The sequence below is a fragment of the Flavobacterium sandaracinum genome, assembly GCF_004349135.1.
GTDB classification, from domain to species: Bacteria; Bacteroidota; Bacteroidia; order Flavobacteriales; family Flavobacteriaceae; genus Flavobacterium; species Flavobacterium sandaracinum.
This window is the reverse complement of sequence record NZ_SMFN01000029.1, coordinates 19,024-35,876: the sequence shown is the minus strand read 5'-3', so window position 1 is coordinate 35,876 and position 16,853 is coordinate 19,024. Positions and strand designations below refer to the sequence as shown.

At 34.5% G+C, this 16,853-nt stretch carries 21 protein-coding genes; 9 read left to right on the top strand and 12 right to left on the bottom strand.

Annotated features, from left to right (window positions below):
• On the bottom strand, positions 1 to 254 hold a 254-nt coding region (locus E0F91_RS18260; RefSeq protein WP_132065327.1), incomplete at its 3' end, for a helix-turn-helix domain-containing protein.
• 300 nt (positions 255 to 554) lie between these two features.
• Between E0F91_RS18260 and E0F91_RS16425 the strand changes: the two genes are divergently transcribed.
• The 5 genes from E0F91_RS16425 (at position 555) to E0F91_RS16405 (ending at position 4,805) form a co-directional block, all read left to right on the top strand.
• Positions 555 to 1,613 carry a 3-oxoacyl-ACP synthase III family protein gene (locus E0F91_RS16425; protein WP_132067480.1) on the top strand — a complete coding sequence of 353 codons (1,059 nt, stop codon included), beginning with the start codon at positions 555 to 557 and terminating at the stop codon, positions 1,611 to 1,613.
• Between the two features lie 231 nt (positions 1,614 to 1,844).
• Positions 1,845 to 2,369 (top strand): class I SAM-dependent methyltransferase, encoded by a 525-nt coding sequence (locus tag E0F91_RS16420; protein ID WP_073351513.1) that lies wholly within the window; start codon positions 1,845 to 1,847, stop codon positions 2,367 to 2,369.
• Positions 2,369 to 3,217, top strand: coding sequence for a glycosyltransferase family 2 protein (locus E0F91_RS16415; RefSeq protein ID WP_132067479.1), 849 nt, complete (start codon positions 2,369 to 2,371; stop codon positions 3,215 to 3,217). Before E0F91_RS16420 ends, E0F91_RS16415 begins: the two co-directional genes overlap by 1 nt.
• Before the next feature lie 80 nt (positions 3,218 to 3,297).
• Positions 3,298 to 4,047 (top strand): MlaE family ABC transporter permease, encoded by a 750-nt coding sequence (locus E0F91_RS16410; protein ID WP_132067478.1) that lies wholly within the window; start codon positions 3,298 to 3,300, stop codon positions 4,045 to 4,047.
• A complete protein-coding gene (locus E0F91_RS16405) occupies positions 4,044 to 4,805 on the top strand; it encodes an ABC transporter ATP-binding protein (RefSeq protein WP_073351517.1) in 762 nt (253 codons plus the stop codon). Before E0F91_RS16410 ends, E0F91_RS16405 begins: the two co-directional genes overlap by 4 nt.
• Positions 4,806 to 4,967: 162 nt before the next feature.
• Here the strand turns inward: E0F91_RS16405 and E0F91_RS18255 are convergent, their stop codons facing one another.
• From E0F91_RS18255 to E0F91_RS16375, 8 genes are all read right to left on the bottom strand, one after another.
• Positions 4,968 to 5,108: a T9SS type A sorting domain-containing protein gene (locus E0F91_RS18255; protein WP_132067477.1), complete on the bottom strand. Its 141-nt coding sequence runs from the start codon at positions 5,106 to 5,108 to the stop codon at positions 4,968 to 4,970.
• Positions 5,109 to 5,129: 21 nt separating this feature from the next.
• Complete coding sequence (locus E0F91_RS16395) at positions 5,130 to 6,899, bottom strand: alpha/beta hydrolase (RefSeq protein WP_279432793.1); 1,770 nt, start codon at positions 6,897 to 6,899, stop codon at positions 5,130 to 5,132.
• Between the two features lie 132 nt (positions 6,900 to 7,031).
• On the bottom strand, positions 7,032 to 7,529 hold the full coding sequence (locus E0F91_RS16390; RefSeq protein ID WP_132067475.1) for a hypothetical protein: 498 nt from the start codon (positions 7,527 to 7,529) through the stop codon (positions 7,032 to 7,034).
• A 312-nt stretch (positions 7,530 to 7,841) separates the two neighbouring features.
• Positions 7,842 to 7,994, bottom strand: a complete 153-nt coding sequence (locus E0F91_RS17820) for a hypothetical protein (RefSeq protein WP_165930155.1) — start codon at positions 7,992 to 7,994, stop codon at positions 7,842 to 7,844.
• 15 nt (positions 7,995 to 8,009) lie between these two features.
• Positions 8,010 to 8,150, bottom strand: a complete 141-nt coding sequence (locus tag E0F91_RS17815) for a hypothetical protein (protein WP_165930154.1) — start codon at positions 8,148 to 8,150, stop codon at positions 8,010 to 8,012.
• A 144-nt stretch (positions 8,151 to 8,294) separates the two neighbouring features.
• Positions 8,295 to 8,885, bottom strand: a complete 591-nt coding sequence (locus E0F91_RS16385) for a Riean_0653 family protein (protein ID WP_126554599.1) — start codon at positions 8,883 to 8,885, stop codon at positions 8,295 to 8,297.
• 167 nt (positions 8,886 to 9,052) lie between these two features.
• Positions 9,053 to 9,655 carry a SprT-like domain-containing protein gene (locus E0F91_RS16380; protein WP_132067474.1) on the bottom strand — a complete coding sequence of 201 codons (603 nt, stop codon included), beginning with the start codon at positions 9,653 to 9,655 and terminating at the stop codon, positions 9,053 to 9,055.
• A gap of 12 nt (positions 9,656 to 9,667) precedes the next feature.
• Entirely contained in the window at positions 9,668 to 10,345 is a 678-nt protein-coding gene (locus tag E0F91_RS16375; protein ID WP_132067473.1) for an SDR family NAD(P)-dependent oxidoreductase, read from the bottom strand.
• 130 nt (positions 10,346 to 10,475) lie between these two features.
• On the opposite strand from E0F91_RS16375, the gene E0F91_RS16370 reads away from it, so the two are divergent.
• Positions 10,476 to 11,054: a GNAT family acetyltransferase gene (locus E0F91_RS16370; protein ID WP_132067472.1), complete on the top strand. Its 579-nt coding sequence runs from the start codon at positions 10,476 to 10,478 to the stop codon at positions 11,052 to 11,054.
• On the opposite strand, the gene E0F91_RS16365 is transcribed toward E0F91_RS16370, so the two are convergent.
• The 3 genes from E0F91_RS16365 to E0F91_RS16355 form a co-directional block, all read right to left on the bottom strand.
• Positions 11,047 to 12,018, bottom strand: a complete 972-nt coding sequence (locus tag E0F91_RS16365) for a M20/M25/M40 family metallo-hydrolase (protein ID WP_132067471.1) — start codon at positions 12,016 to 12,018, stop codon at positions 11,047 to 11,049. The genes E0F91_RS16370 and E0F91_RS16365 overlap by 8 nt on opposite strands.
• A 76-nt stretch (positions 12,019 to 12,094) precedes the next feature.
• Complete coding sequence (locus tag E0F91_RS16360) at positions 12,095 to 12,370, bottom strand: hypothetical protein (RefSeq protein ID WP_132067470.1); 276 nt, start codon at positions 12,368 to 12,370, stop codon at positions 12,095 to 12,097.
• 450 nt (positions 12,371 to 12,820) lie between these two features.
• Positions 12,821 to 13,957: an acyl-CoA dehydrogenase family protein gene (locus E0F91_RS16355; RefSeq protein ID WP_132067469.1), complete on the bottom strand. Its 1,137-nt coding sequence runs from the start codon at positions 13,955 to 13,957 to the stop codon at positions 12,821 to 12,823.
• Between the two features lie 88 nt (positions 13,958 to 14,045).
• Between E0F91_RS16355 and E0F91_RS16350 the strand changes: the two genes are divergently transcribed.
• The 3 genes from E0F91_RS16350 to E0F91_RS16340 all read left to right on the top strand — a co-directional run bounded on the left by E0F91_RS16350 (position 14,046) and on the right by E0F91_RS16340 (position 16,799).
• A complete protein-coding gene (locus E0F91_RS16350) occupies positions 14,046 to 15,113 on the top strand; it encodes an anhydro-N-acetylmuramic acid kinase (RefSeq protein ID WP_132067468.1) in 1,068 nt (355 codons plus the stop codon).
• Positions 15,110 to 15,469, top strand: coding sequence for a ribosomal maturation YjgA family protein (locus E0F91_RS16345; RefSeq protein ID WP_132067467.1), 360 nt, complete (start codon positions 15,110 to 15,112; stop codon positions 15,467 to 15,469). Before E0F91_RS16350 ends, E0F91_RS16345 begins: the two co-directional genes overlap by 4 nt.
• Positions 15,470 to 15,572: 103 nt before the next feature.
• Entirely contained in the window at positions 15,573 to 16,799 is a 1,227-nt protein-coding gene (locus E0F91_RS16340; RefSeq protein WP_132067466.1) for a Glu/Leu/Phe/Val dehydrogenase dimerization domain-containing protein, read from the top strand.
• Positions 16,800 to 16,853 lie beyond the last annotated feature (54 nt).

The window sequence follows — 16,853 nt, the reverse complement described above, 5'->3', positions numbered from 1 at the left end:
CTATCCAATAATGACAAAGAATCTTTCTGAATTGATTGTAAAACATTGAATTTAAATGCATCACTATAACTACGGTTCTTCCTTGGTATTAATCCATCTTCACCATAATAATTGTATAATCTAACCCATTTCTTAATACTGGATCTATGAACCATCTTTTTATTAGCTACAGATACACAGGAATTGTGCTGTTTGATAACTAATTCTACACATTCAAGCTTAAATGTGTATTCATACTTGACTTTTCTTTCCATAAAAATGCCCCCAAATAGTGTCTAACTTTTTGGGGGCAGTGTAAATCGGGACATTTTTTTTGGATTCAAAAATAAAAATGAATTCAAAATTCTTTTAATTCAAAATTTAAAAAAATTACTTTTTTTCACTTAAAAGATTTAAGAAATAAATATCACATCAAAACATCAATTTCGCAATAAAATAATCAAAAATTTTGCCAATAAGTTATTATTTCGTAATTATATGCACGCATAGTAAATTTTATGATTGTAATTATTTTTTAATGATTAAATTAGCCTAAAATTTGGAAAATTTACGCAATGAAAATAAAAATAGCTGGAATAGGAAGTTATATTCCTGAGAAAAAAGTAAGCAATATAGATTTTAGCGAACATGTTTTTTTAAACGAGGATGGAACAGCTTTTGGCTATCCAAATGAAATAGTAATCAATAAATTTAAAGGCATAACAGGAATTGAACACAGGCGTTATGCTGAAGATCATTTAAACTCCTCCGACCTAGCTTTTTTAGCTTCTCAAAAAGCAATTGAAAATGCTGGAATTGATCCAGAAACAATCGATTACATTATTTTCGCTCATAACTTTGGCGATGTAAAATACGGCACAACCCAATCCGACATGCTTCCAAGTTTGGCTACCCGTGTCAAACATAAATTACAAATAAAAAATCCAAAATGTGTCGCGTATGACATTCTTTTTGGATGCCCAGGCTGGATTGAAGGCGTACTTCAAGCCAATGCATTCATCAAATCCGGAATGGCAAAGCGCTGTTTAGTCATAGGTTCAGAAACGTTATCCAGAGTAGTTGATGCTCATGATAGAGACTCCATGATCTATTCTGATGGTGCAGGTGCTTCTATTATTGAGGCTTCAGATGATGAAACGGGATTACTCGCCTATGAAAGTGCTACCTATGCAAATGACGAAGCTGGCTATTTGTTTTTTGGCAAGTCCTACAATGTTGATTTGGACCCAGACACTCGCTATATAAAAATGTACGGGCGCAAAATATATGAATTCGCTCTTAATAATGTTCCAGCAGCCATGAAAAGCTGTTTAGACAAAAGCGGATTAGGTATTGACGATGTTAAAAAAATTCTCATTCACCAAGCCAATGAAAAAATGGACGAAGCCATAATCCATCGTTTTTATAAACTTTACGACAAAGCAGTTCCTAAAGACATTATGCCCATGAGCATTCATGAACTGGGAAATAGCAGTGTGGCCACCGTCCCTACTCTTTTTGATTTGCTAATTCGCGGCGAAATCCAGAATCAAGAAATACACAAAGGGGATGTTATGATTTTTGCCTCTGTTGGAGCAGGAATGAACATCAACGCATTTATTTATAGATATTAAATTGCATTAGGAGCTATTCCTGCTGTACATTACAATTCCTCACTACAAAACTTGTTTTTCTAGGGTGCAAGAAAGCTTCTTTTAGTCGCTTTTTGCACCCTGAAAAACTACCTTTTGCCGCTCCGGGATTTTCATTTCCATCAGGGCTAAAAAACAATACCAAAAAACACTTTTATTACTATATTTGTGGCTTCATTCCCGAGGCTTGAGGATTGCGCAAAATAAATAAACATGTACGAGAAAACGTTTCCCAATAAAAGATTCAAACATACTTTAGAATTTCTAAAAAAACACGTGTCAAATTCAGAGACCATTTTAGATTTAGGTGTTGAAAACCCTTTCTCTAAAATCATGAAGGAAGAAGGTTTCAATGTTAAAAACACAACTGGTGAAGATTTAGACCTAGATCAATCGGTATTTCAATCTGAAAAAACGACTGTGGTAACTGCTTTCGAGATCTTTGAACACCTTTTAAATCCTTTCACTATTTTAAAAGAAATAAAATCCGAGAAACTATTTATATCCATTCCCATGCGTCTTTGGTTTTCCCCAGCCTATAGAAGCAAAACAGATTTATGGGACAGACATTACCATGAATTTGAAGATTGGCAACTCGATTGGCTTTTGGAAAAAACCGGTTGGAAAATAATAGACCGAGAAAAGTGGACCAATCCGGTAAAGAAACTCGGAATTCGACCATTACTTCGAAAATTCACACCGAGATATTATATCGTTTATGCCGAAAAAATAAAATAATGAATTACTACATTGTCATTCCGGCGCATAACGAAGAAGATTTTATTGCTTTAACGTTAAATTCTTTGATTTCGCAAAGCGTTTTACCTAAAAAAGTAGTTGTTGTCAATGACAATTCAACAGATAAAACGGCCCAAATTGTAACTTCTTTCGCTAAAGAAAATCCGTTCATTACTTTAGTTAATAAGAGTTCTGAAGCGATACATTTGCCAGGAAGCAAAGTCATTCAGGCTTTTCAAAAAGGCTTTGAAACATTGGACGAAAATTACGATGTCATTGTAAAGCTAGATGCCGATTTGATTCTACCCAACAATTATTTTGAAACTATTTTAAATACTTTCGAAAAAGATGCCACCATAGGAATGGTTGGTGGATTTGCGTATATCGAGAAAAATGGCTCTTGGATTCTAGAAAATCTAACTGATAAAGACCACATTAGAGGTGCCTTCAAAGCCTACAGAAAAGAATGTTTTCTACAAATAGGCAATTTGAAGCCAGCAATGGGTTGGGATACCGTCGATGAATTACTCTCGAAATTTTACGGATGGAAAGTCGTTACGGATGCTTCATTAATTGTAAAACATCTAAAACCAACCGGAGCAAACTACAACAAAACAGCCCGATACAAACAAGGAGAAGCATTTTACACTTTAGGCTACGGTTTTTTAATCACTTCCATAGCTTCGGCAAAACTGGCGATAATGAAGAAAAAACCGCTGCTTTTTATAGATTACATCAAAGGTTTCTGGAAAGCTAAAGCGGCCCAAACGCCTTTATTAGTAACAAGTGAACAAGCAAAATTCATCCGAAAATACCGTTTGAAGAAAATGAAACAAAAGCTTATTTAGCCAACAAAATCAAAAAACAGCTGAACCAAAAGAGATAACTCCTAACATTTTTTGTAATTTAGCCCATATTCGCAAAACTTATGATGCTCATTCGCTATATAACGCAAATAGGAAGATACTTCTTAATGCTAAAAGAAATTTTCAATAAACAAACCAAATGGTCTGTAATGAAAAATCTTATTTTTAAAGAAATTGATGACTTAATTATCGGTTCACTCGGTATTGTTGCCTTCATTTCTTTCTTCGTAGGAGGAGTTGTTGCCATTCAAACTGCATTAAATTTGACGAATCCTTTGATTCCTAAATACCTTATTGGCTTTGCAACACGTCAATCCGTAATACTAGAGTTTGCTCCCACTTTTATTTCCGTTATTATGGCTGGAAAAATGGGTTCCTTTATTACTTCAAGCATCGGAACGATGAGGGTTACGGAACAAATTGATGCCCTAGAAGTAATGGGGGTAAATTCCTTAAATTATCTTGTATTCCCAAAAATAATAGCCTTATTGTTATATCCATTTCTTATTGGAATCGCCATGTTTCTAGGCGTTCTCGGTGGATGGATGGCGGGTGTTTATGGCGGCTTTATCTCAAGCGCTGAATTTATAAATGGAACTCAAATGGACTTTATTCCGTTTCATATTGTTTATGCCTTCATAAAGACATTAATTTTTGCGATGTTATTAGCAACCATACCTTCATTTCACGGCTATTACATGAAAGGAGGCGCACTTGAAGTAGGGAAAGCGAGCACCGTTTCCTTTGTTTGGACATCCGTTTCCATTATACTTTTTAATTACATATTAACACAACTGTTACTAGGCTCATGATAGAAATTAAAAATATAGAAAAATCATTTAACGGAAACAAAATTCTTAAAGGCATTTCGACCGTTTTTGAAACTGGAAAAACCAATTTAATTATTGGACAAAGTGGCTCTGGAAAAACAGTTTTATTAAAAAGTCTTTTGGGTATTCACACACCTGAATCAGGCCAAATATGTTTTGATGGACGAATTTATTCCGAGTTAGATCCTAATGAAAAGAGAGAGCTTAGAACGGAAATTGGAATGGTATTTCAAGGAAGTGCTCTGTTTGACTCCATGACTGTAGCTGAAAATGTTGGATTCCCATTACGAATGTTTACCAAAGACAACAAAGCTAAAATAAAAGAACGTGTTGATTTTGTGCTAGAAAGAGTAGCATTAACAGACGCACATGGAAAATTACCTTCTCAAATTTCTGGAGGGATGCAAAAACGTGTTGCTATTGCTCGTGCCATCGTAAACAAACCTAAATACTTATTTTGCGATGAACCTAACTCTGGTTTAGATCCCAATACAGCAATTTTGATTGATAATTTGATCAAAGAAATCACAGAAGAGTACAACATCACAACAGTCATAAATACTCACGACATGAACTCCGTGATGGAAATTGGAGAGCGAATCTTATTCCTTAAAGACGGTTTAAAAGCTTGGGAAGGAACTAAAGAAGAAATCTTTAAAACAGATAATCAATCGGTTGTTGATTTTGTTTATTCTTCTAATTTATTCAAAAAAGTACGGGAAGCGTATTTGAAAGAGTAAAACAATACGTGCAATGCTATCCTACTTTAAACTACTTTTTTATTGTAACTTCATTATTGATTTACAAAAACGACAAATCAATCAAGTATATGATATATAAAAAAAATAGCGGTAATTAGGATTGCCCCAAGACCGCTATTATTAGAATGAGTTTATAAAGGTTTATTCAACTATCACTTGATGTCCTTCTATCTGACCATCGATATTTATATTCAGAACATAAATTCCTTTTGGTAAACCGCGCACACTAATTGTTGCAATATTATTCTTGATTTCAACCTTTGCCTTTTTATGCCCCATCAAATCATACAGTTCTGCTATAATTCAAGAATTAGTTTTGGGTTTAAGATTTTGATCTCTTAATTTGATGTTTACAAAATCAGTTGATGGATTGGGATATATTGTAAAGATGGATTGGCTTTGTCTCCAAGATAATGGTAATTCAGTAATTTCAAATGGTAATTCAACCCAATTGCTCCAACCACAGGCATTTTTTGCTCTTACACTTACACTAGTTTGTCCCGCACCTATAGTACATACATTGCGACTGTTTTTTGTACCGTTTAATATGATTAGGCCATTCAATTTTTGCCATTCCCAGTTTGTAGCAACTAATATTTCTGTTGATGTTAAACCGCTAAAATTGGAAATTATTTCGTCAGTTGAATTTAATTCAGGAATAGAGTAGGAATAATCATTAGCAGAAGCTATACATAGACTTTGTGTTGAACCCAAGCTACCAAATGTAAACTCGTTAAATTGTGGAACTCCTACCCATATAGTTTTTGTTACAGTCAAACCATTCTGAAAAATTGCTGTAATCGTTCCATCACCGCTCGAAAATCCTTTAATAGTCAGACCATAACTATTTGAACTGACGATTTGAATGTTTGGTGATACAGACCAAGTTACAGCACTTGGCACTTTGCAGATGTCTGTAAATTGATAAATTGAATTTACATCTAGGCAAATCATTGAAGCTCCCGTTAGTGCAATGCTCTGAACGGGGAATGATGGGTGTTGGGGTATCGGGGGATGAGTACTGTCTCCTAATTCTTTTAGCAACCAATCAACCATTTTATCTGTAAAAGTGATGTGCCCCATATTGGTGTTTTCACCATAAAAACTGTCAAATGGTGTTTGATTAGTGCAAACTAAATTTTTATCAATTGGCTGATACCAGTCAGAAAAACCATTAGTATCTAATGCAGAGTGGGTAGGGATGAAAGCTTGAGGAGCTATCGTTATATCAATATTATTAGGAATTCTTTGTTCAACTTCTAGCCTTTCTCCTGACCACAAAAGAGGAATGAAAATCGGAAAACTCAAAGCATTAGTTCCTTTTAGTGTATTGTAAACTTCCGTTTTTAAATCATTGGCAGCATTAAAGCTCCCCCCAGGAACAGCATCTAAACTTCCCATCCCTAAATTGTTTGTAATATTCCAAGAAATAGCCGCCTCTGGTTTTTTCGAGTAATTTTGAAGTAACATAGATGTAGCATTTTTATCTGGCATAAACCAGTTGTTGATACGAAATACAGGAACTTTCGCAAATCGTATACCAAATGTTAAGACAGAACGCAATTTAGCCAAAGCTACTATTTCATAAAACTTTTCCGAAGGATTAACACTTTTTGCTCCACTCATTGAACCATTTGCAATCGCAATTTTACGAATTCCATTTTGTACAGGATACCCATTACTGTTAGCAACTCCGCTTGCGATTAATTCTTGGTTATAAATATCGTGGTCAGTGTTGTAAAAATTACTCCCTGCTCCTGCAATAGTTAACAACATTTGTCGCGCTGCTTTAGAATTGATTACATCTCTGTATTTACTTTTGGCTTCGTTTTTGCCCAATAGTTCCCCTAAAAAATACAAATCCCCTTGTGTAGCAAGTGGTATGCTTGCCCCTTGATGTGGGCTATCCATGCTTACCCATAGGCGGGTGTTGTGGTTCCAAATAACATTATTGGTTTCTTGCTGTTTTTTCTCCATATAAGCCAGAGCATAACGTGTAATTTGACCGCCCATACTTGGACCAATAACAACTAACTTTTCCGTACTTCCATTATTTTTAATCTCTTGATTTATTTTTTGTAAAAACGAGGCTACTGTTCTACCATTTCTAAAAATATCATCCGCCCCTCCATCAATTACGTGTCCTAGATTGTTGGTGTAAGTTGGAAAATTAACAATAATAACATCGTAGTTTAAGGCAGTTAGTTATGCTTTTAAATCTTTATCTTGATTATTATATTTCATCAAAAAAGATACTGACTCATAGGTTTTTGTCCCCCAATCTTTATTGGCTTTTATGCAGTTAGGGTCAGTGGCACAATCATCTTCTAGAATTCTTCTTATATCTCCAGGGTCAAAACCATCTACAATGATGAAAGGTTTTTTAAGTACATTGTTGGAGTTTTGGTCGCCATAAAAAATGCGGTATTCCAGTTGCCCTATTGCTCCATTACTGTCATCAATTGTGGAGTTATGACGCATTAGGCCCGAAGTGCCACGGGCTGTCAAACTATTTACCGAGGCATCGCTCCCTATTCCTATACCAGCATAGGTAGTAAGTGTAGAACCGTCGGTATAGGTTATGTTAAATTTAAGCAACTTATTTTCATTTACTGTGGGATAATTAATGGTAATGGTATTTTGCATCCATTGTTGGTTTTGCATTAGGGTTTTGGTTACGCCATCTCCAAAATCGGCTGTCATAGTAGTTATTTGTTTGTCGCCCCACTGATAGATTTCACTGGTATTGAACTGGTAGGTAACATTATTGTCGGGGGTAAGTATTAACTCCTCAAGCGGAGATACAATCGTTACTTGCTTTTGTATAAAAGGGGGTAAATTGTTTGCAGGAACATAAACCCCATTAATCAGTTTTACACCGCCATCATTCGGGAATTCTTCGTTGTAATTTAAGTAGCTTATTGCAGTGTTAATAATCCCTACTTTTACTATGGTTGAATAATAAGGTTGTGTTCGAGCAGTTCTTTGTAATTCATAATGTGCTTTAAGTCTGTTTTATAAGATTTCTGATGATTCAAATTTTAATTTATCAGAGGCTCTATATAGTTCTGACAAAGCTTGTTTAAAATGTGGGGAGCTAGAAGCATTGTTATCCGTTTCATTATAAGCATACAAACCTGCAAAAGGGGTTACTTTGTCGTACAGCATTTCTAAATCGGTAGTCTATTGACTATCGGTTTTGAGTGTTGAAAGTGCCGTTTGCCAATCACTGGTTTGTTGGGCTTGATATTGTTGTACTGTGGGCAACTGTGCGTGTAGATTTGTAAAATACAATCCCGCAATTAAAAGTAGTGTTTTTTTCAATTTTCTGATTGTTTATTTGTTTTTACAAATTTATGTTTGGTAATAAAAATTCTTCCCCTTGTTGTAGGGAGAACAATGATTTAGTTTGATAAAAATTTTTGATAATTTTTTATCATTGTATAAAATCATTTCTATCTTACAGTTTTAATTAAAGTTTGTGGAATTAATGGTGTTTTTAGTAAAATCAAAGCGACCTTCTTTAATTTCTATAATGTTGTTAGGGTTTTCTTCAGATTTAAGTTTACACGAAAATGTTCCAGAAATAATATCAATATCACTTCGGGTAATATTGATGCTTCCAGTATCAGCGACGGATAAGTATTTTTTTTGAACTCCTTTTGAATCATAAATAATTGCAGTGATTAGTGTATTTTCGCTTAATTCATGTTCTCTAGCTCCGTTACTATTACCAACTATGTAGCTATTAACTTTTAAAGGATATTGTTTCTCATTATTTTCTATATATATATAAATATATCCTCTATTTGTTTTTGCATCACCCGCTTGTATTTGTTCCCAATCATTTGATGTTAAGTAATTCACAGCATAATGTGTGCTTCCAGGCGGTATATAACCTTGACTGTTTCGGGGTACCATAATTTGTCCGTTAATAATAGCCCCAAAAGTATTAGCTCCTATTTGGGTTATGGCCGGTAATTGCGGGTTAAACTGTGCTTCGTTGTCGCATCCATTTAATAAAAAAACGGATAAAAATGATAAGATTGTGTGTTTCATAATGAAACTGTGTTTGTAAAGTTGAGACCATACAGTAAATATAAGATAAAATTTACATGAAAATACAAGTTTCACATTTGCATGCATGAAAAAGCAATTACTAATCAAGTGATTATAATCTTTGTTTATTCAAAAAAGTATGGGAGCGTATGTGAAAGAGTAAAAGGCTAACTTGATTTCAACAACTCGACCTCAGCATTAGGATTGAATAAATACGTTTTCCCAGAACTCATTTCAAGGCATTCGAAACGCTTCGTTCTAACGGCTATTTTCTTGAAAATCTTTCCGTTTTGGATACGGAAAACACTTCCATAAGGAATTTCAAAAACATAATTTTTATCATTTTGCTGATCAAATTGTTTCAGTGCCAAAGCCAAAGTAGCATCTGTATCGCTGCTAGCAGTTGGGTTTTTGAAATGTCTCGCTAATAAAGGCAACAAATGATTCGGGAAAATTTCTGGCCGAATATAAGGAATCATCAACCGCTGAAAAGAATATTTCCATTCATTTCCATGCGGCTTAATGTTTCGCCCGAATTTCTCAAAGGCCACCAAATGCGAAATCTCATGAATCAAGGTGATCAAAAACTTGTATTTATTCAGGTTTGAGTTTACCGTAATTTCATGCTTTCCATTCAATCCTTTTCGATAATCTCCATGACGCGTCTGGCGCTCGTTGACAATCTTAAGATGCACTTGATGGGCAACAATAAGTTCGAAAACGGGTTTTACCGCATGCTCGGGAATGTATCTGGCTAAGGTTTCGCTCAAAACAAATAGGAGTTACGGATTAGTTGAAGAAACTTGCAACACTTTTCCATTGAAATATTTATTACCGTTCAACGTAAAATCATAAATATAATTGGCCATTTCACTTGCTGATATAGGCGCTTGATAGCCTGGAAAAGCTTCAGCTAACATTTCAGTTTGCACTGATCCTAACGCTAAAACGTTGAATGAAATTCCACGATCTTTGTATTCTTCTGCCAGTAATTCTGATAATGTAATCACGGCTCCTTTACTCGAACTATAAGCCGCCAATCCAGCAAACTTCAAACTTCCCTGAATTCCGCCCATAGAACTAATCGTTACCACATGGCTTCCTTTTTGTAGGTACGGCAAACAAACACGAGTCAAATTAGCAACTCCAAAAACATTGACTTTATAAATATTTTCGAAATCCTCTTGCGTTGTTTCTAGAAAAGGTTTCAACAATAGACTTCCTGCGTTATGAATGACAGCATCGACTTGTTTCCAAGACTTGGAAAGAAACTCATTTACTTTATCTAATTCAGATTCATTTGATAAATCTACCGAAAGACAAGTGATGTTTTCGTTGCCTAATAAAGCTTGAGGAATTTTTCTAGAAATAGCAAGCACCTGATGACCGGCAGCTGCAAATTGCAAGGCCAATTCAAATCCTATTCCCCTACTTGTTCCTGTGATAATAATATTTTTCATGAAACAAAAATAAACAAAAACAACAAAAAAGTAATGCTTTACGCCAAGATTGTTACGGCAATGAAATTAAAATTTTATTATAAAATTCCTTATTTTTGATTCAGAATCCTAACCATCGAATTAGCAGAAAATGAGACAAATTATCACATTCGAAATTGCAAAAATAAGTGATATTGAAGGCGTTTTGGCACTACAAGATTTATACCTTGTCACTAATTTATCCGAAGAAGAAAAAGCTTTTGGATTTGTTACCACGCCATTTACAGTACTACAGCTTACCGAAGTAATCCAAAAAGAAGAATTGTTCCTAGCAAAAGACAACAACAAAATCATTGGGTATATTTTTGCCGGTAGTTGGGAATTCTTCAATCAATGGCCCATTTTTAACTATATGAATTCCCTTTTTCCCAAACTAACTTTTTTAGATTTTAAGATCACTACCACCAATAGTTTCCAATATGGACCCGTTAGCATTCATAAGGACTACCGTGGAAAGGGATTAATAACATCCCTTTTTGAGTTAATGAGAATAAACCTGTCGCAAAAATATCCTTTGAGTTTGACCTTCATTAACAAAATCAATATCCCCTCCACCAAAGCGCATACCGAAAAGCTAAAATGGACTATTATAGGCGATTTTCAATTCAACACTAATGACTATTATATTTTGGCTTATGACATGAAGCAATCCGTTTCTTATCTTATTTAAGCATTATTATTTCTTGAGTAGGTGTGTTTGCCATTTGTGCTACAGCAGGCAATAATTCTTGTATAAAGGATGTCATGTGTGGAATGTCCATTGCTTTAAAATCATCTGAAACATGATGATAGAATTCAAAATTCTCAAAATCGAAAGTACTAACCGATTGGCAAGGAACTTTGAAAACATCATAAAAAGAGAAATTATCCGATCTGTAAAAGAGTTGAAATTCGGCTTCCTTTGGAAGAAAACCAATCGTGTTTTTTCCAGTATATTCATTTATTTTCCCAGCCATATTCGACTTATCAAAACCCGTAATATAAGCTAAATAATCTCTTTTCATTGGGACACCAATCATTTCAATATTGAACTGCGCATAGAGTTTAAAATCCTGTGCTTTCAATTTCTTGGCTAAATGTTTAGAACCTAATAATCCCTTTTCTTCTCCTGCAAAAAACACAAAAAGAATGCTACGTTTGTTATTTTTGGCACTACTGAAATACTTTGCCATTTCGGCAACTGCGGTTGTTCCTGAGGCATCATCATTGGCACCATTATTAATAAAATCCCCATTCACCCCTTTCTTATCTATTCCAATATGATCATAATGCGCGCTTAGAATTATAAATTCATTTTTTAGAACAGCATCAGTACCTTCAATATAACCAACTATATTAAACGCAGTACCCTTGAAAGTAGAAAGTGTATCCCGATATGATTTGAAATAGGGCTTTACCTCATTATCTTTAAGAAACTGCTCTAAATAATCCGCAGCTTTTACCATCCCTGCTTGTCCAGTTTCCCTTCCTTCTAATTCATCTGAAGCTAAATATTGTAACGTTTTAGCAACATCCTCTTGCTGCACCGTATACGCAATATGCGATGGAACACTATTTGCGGCATCCTTTACAACTACAGAAGAAGGTTTGCAACACAAGAAAAGAAATGGGAGTAAAAGAAAAAGTTTTTTCATAATTGAAAAGAGTTAGGATTAATAAAGACAGCTGTGAATTAGTATTAAACTTTTATGATTCCGTTTTATTTTTATACTATTTTCTATAAACTTTAACCATTTGAACAACAGCCAAAACCACAAAAAACAACGGAATTACAACTGGGATTACATATGTAGAAAAGCTACTTGTGTTTTGAGCTAAAGTGTTTAAAATCAAAATTAAACCGAGCATCCCCATAAATGTACCTACCAAAGTTCCCGCAATATAATACACTTTGTCTTTATTTACAATTGAAATATAATTCCCATTCATCAAATAGAGATTCCATTCGGTCCAAAATGGTACTTGAAGAAAATTAATAGCGCTCAAAAAAATACCAATTAAAAAAGGAGAATACGTCGCATATTTTTCTACAATGCCTTGTTGTTCTATTGGCTGATTAGCGCTAGCAAAAAACGAATACGCTAAAATTAAGAGAAAGAAAATAGCACCAATACTAAATCCGTAATCATTTTAGTTTCTCACCATGCTACTTTAAGTACTAAAAGCCAAATCCCAAAAATCTACAAAGCAACATTAGTACTCCTACGATATCCAATTTTTAAACTTTTGACGAATACCAAAAAGGCTCATCACATGATTTACTTTTAAAGTTTAAAGTCGATTAAAACCGCTCTTCTTAGACAATCGTACCATTACTCAAAGCAAAGCTATTTTTTAATTTACTACTAATCCCAATATTTAAAACTTGATTTAATGAACAAAACCCTTCTCAACCGAAATTGAAAAGGGTTTTTAATAATTATAATTTGTTTCTTACTATACCAATCCTCTTGAGATTACAATTCGTTGTATTTCAGAAGTTCCTTCATAAATTTGTGTGATTTTAGAATCCCGCATCATACGTTCTACATGATATTCAGCAACATAACCATTCCCGCCATGAATCTGAACTGCTTCATTTGCCACTTCTAAAGCTATTTCTGACGCATATAATTTTGCCATCGCACCAGAATGTGCGATATCCTTACCTTCATCTTTTTCACAAGCTGCTTTCATCACTAATAATCTTGCAGCAGTGACTTTCACATACATATCAGCCAATTTAAAAGCAATCGCTTGATGATTGAAAATTTCTTTTCCAAATGCTTTTCTCCCATGAGAATATTTTAAGGCAATTTCGTAGGCTCCAGTTGCAATCCCTAAAGCTTGAGATGCAATCCCTATTCTTCCACCATTTAAAACATTCATTGCAAAAGCAAATCCAAATCCATCTTCACCAATTCTATTTTCTTTAGGAACTTTTACATCAGTAAACATTAAAGAATGGGTGTCGCTTCCACGAATTCCCATTTTTCTTTCTTTTGGTCCAATATCAAATCCAGCCCAACCTTTTTCAACGATAAAAGCATTGATTCCTTTATGACCTTTTTCAATATCCGTTTGAGCAATTACTAAATATGTTGACGCAGTTGAACCGTTAGTAATCCAGTTTTTTGTACCATTTAACAAATAATGATCTCCTTTGTCTATTGCGGTTGTTTTTTGTGAAGTTGCATCACTTCCTGCCTCAGGCTCTGATAAACAGAAAGCACCGATTACCTCTCCTTTTGCCAAAGGAACTAAATATTTTATTTTTTGTTCTTCATTGCAATATTTCTCTATACCAGCACAAACTAGCGAATTATTAACGGACATAATCACAGCAGCGGATGCGTCAACTTTCGCAATTTCTGTCATTGCCAAAACATAAGAGATGCTATCTAAACCCGACCCTCCGTATTTAGGATCCACCATCATTCCCATAAAACCTAAATCAGCCATCATTTTCACCTGCTCGGTTGGAAATTTTGAATGTTCATCTCGTTCAATAACGCCAGGCAATAATTCTGCGATAGCAAAATCTTTAGCAGCTTGTTGAATCATTAAATGCTCTTCGGTTAGATTAAAATCCATATTTTTATTATAAATTAAATGTTCTTAAATTTGTGGACAAAAGTAATTATTTAATATCAGATTTCAAACGTTTTCGTAAATTTAGCCAATGTTTAAAGAAAAATATAGTATAGTAGGAGTCATGTCTGGAACTTCGCTGGACGGAGTCGATTTGGCACACATTGTCTTTACTGTGGAAAATAATAATTGGGGATTTGAAATAGTAGACTCTGAAACTGTTCCCTATACAACCGATTGGTTAAACAAATTAAAAATTGCAGTATCTTTCTCTTCGGCAGCTCTCGAAACACTGAATCAAGATTACACCTCGCTACTGGCTGATATTATTAGTAATTTCATCAAAAAAAAGTACATCACGAATCTTGATGCCGTTTGTTCTCATGGTCATACTATAGTACATCAACCGCAAAACGGAATTACACTTCAAATAGGTAATTTACCCCAGATTGCATCTTTGATCCACCAAACTGTAATTTGCGATTTTAGAGTTCAAGATGTGCAACTTGGAGGCCAAGGCGCTCCTCTGGTTCCTATCGGCGATCAAATACTATTTCCTGAATATGATTATTGCATGAATTTAGGTGGTTTTTCAAATGTTTCCTATGAACAAAATAAACAAAGAATCGCATTTGATATTTCGCCTGTAAATACCGTTTTGAATTTTTATGCGAATCAATTAGGGCTGGATTATGATGACGAAGGCAGTATTTCCAGAACTGGAATTTGCAATAAACATTTATTGAATGAATTAAATGCTTTGAATTTTTACCAAAAAAAACACCCTAAATCCTTGGGTTTCGAATTTGTAAAAGAAACTATCTTACCTATTATCAACAGCTATTCTATTCCTGTTGAGGACAAATTACGTACTTTCACGGAGCATGTGGCTATGCAAATTGCTTTGGCTTTGCCAAATAAAAATGGCAGTCTTTTTATAACTGGAGGCGGTGCATACAATGATTTTCTTCTTGAGAGAATTCAATTCCATTTACCAAAAATGAAACTAATAATTCCAACAGCTAAAATTTTAGAATTCAAAGAGGCTTTGATTTTTGCGTTACTTGGTGTTTTAAAATTACGAGGGGAAATCAATGTTCTAAGTAGCGTAACAGGAGCAAAAAAAGACCATAGTTCCGGTGTCATTTTTAGAGCATGAAAAACCATCGAGTCAATCACCTGATAACAATTTCAATAATTATTTTGCTAGGACTATTTTCTAGAACATTTACTTTTATCCCATTGTGTATTGGAGACGTTTTATATGCCACAATGATATACTTCATGATCCGATTCCTACTTTTAAAAACGTCTAAACTAAAAATTGTGTGGATTGCTATTGCTATTTGTTTTGCAATTGAATTTTCACAACTGTATCAATCAGATTGGATTATCGCAGTTCGGAAAACAGTTCCAGGACATTACATTTTGGGGCATGGGTTTCTATTTAGTGATTTAATTGCCTATTGTTTTGGTGTTTTAACCGCTTTTATTTTAGACCGTTCCGTGTACTAATTCCCCTTTATTTAAATTTCAAACCCTTCAAAATAAAATTAAAAATACATAATTCACATTATTCTATTTTTTATATTTGCCAAAATTAAACATATCGCAAAAAATGAAAGATTTATTAAAGAAATTCGAAAATAAAGAACCTGAGATAGTTTTCCATTGGAAAGATGCGGAAACGGAAGCTGAAGGATGGACAGTCATCAATTCGCTACGTGGTGGTGCTGCTGGTGGTGGAACTCGTATGAGAAAAGGGTTGGATATGAATGAAGTTTTGTCTTTGGCAAAAACCATGGAAGTGAAGTTTTCAGTTTCTGGACCTGCTATAGGCGGTGCTAAATCTGGAATTAATTTTGACCCAAATGATCCAAGAAAAAAAGGCGTTTTACAACGTTGGTATAAAGCCGTTTCTCCATTATTGAAAAGTTATTACGGAACAGGTGGCGATTTGAATGTAGATGAAATTCACGAAGTAATTCCTATGACGGAAGAGTGTGGTGTTTGGCATCCGCAAGAAGGCGTTTTCAACGGTCACTTTAAACCAACCGAAGCAGATAAAATCAACAGAATTGGACAATTGCGTCAAGGTGTGGTGAAAGTGATAGAAAATCCAAAATTCTCACCAGATGTTTCTAGAAAATATACGGTTGCTGATATGATTACCGGTTATGGCGTTGCCGAAGCCGTTCGTAATTATTACACGATTTATGGTGGTGATGTAAAAGGAAAGAAAGCCATCGTACAAGGTTTTGGAAATGTAGGTTCTGCTGCTGCTTTTTATTTAGCCGAAATGGGAGCAAAAGTAATTGGAATCATTGACAGAGATGGTGGACTGATCAACGAAGAAGGATTTTCTTTCGAAGAAATAAGAGCTTTATTTCTTGCCAAAGACGGGAATAAACTGGTTGCTGAAAAAATGATTCCTTTTGAAGAAATAAATCAAAAAATATGGACTATTGGCGCTGAAATATTCACTCCATGTGCCGCTTCAAGACTGGTAACTCAATCTCAAATTGACAGTTTGATTGCTAATGGTCTGGAAGTAATTTCTTGTGGTGCAAATGTTCCTTTTGCTGATAAAGAAATCTTTTTTGGTCCAATTATGGAAAATGTTGACCACAAAGTAAGTTTAATTCCTGACTTTATTTCTAATTGTGGTATGGCAAGAGTTTTTGCTTATTTCATGGAAAAGAAAGTACAAATGACCGATGAAGCAATCTTCCTAGACACTTCGGAAATTATCAAAAAAGCAATTGAAAAAGCACATGCTTTAAATCCAAGTAAAACAAATATTAGCGCCACTGCTTTTGAAATCGCATTGAAGCAGTTAACATAAGAATTACTTAATTGTAAAAACAATTTCATTTTACAATTTTATAATTAAAAGTCA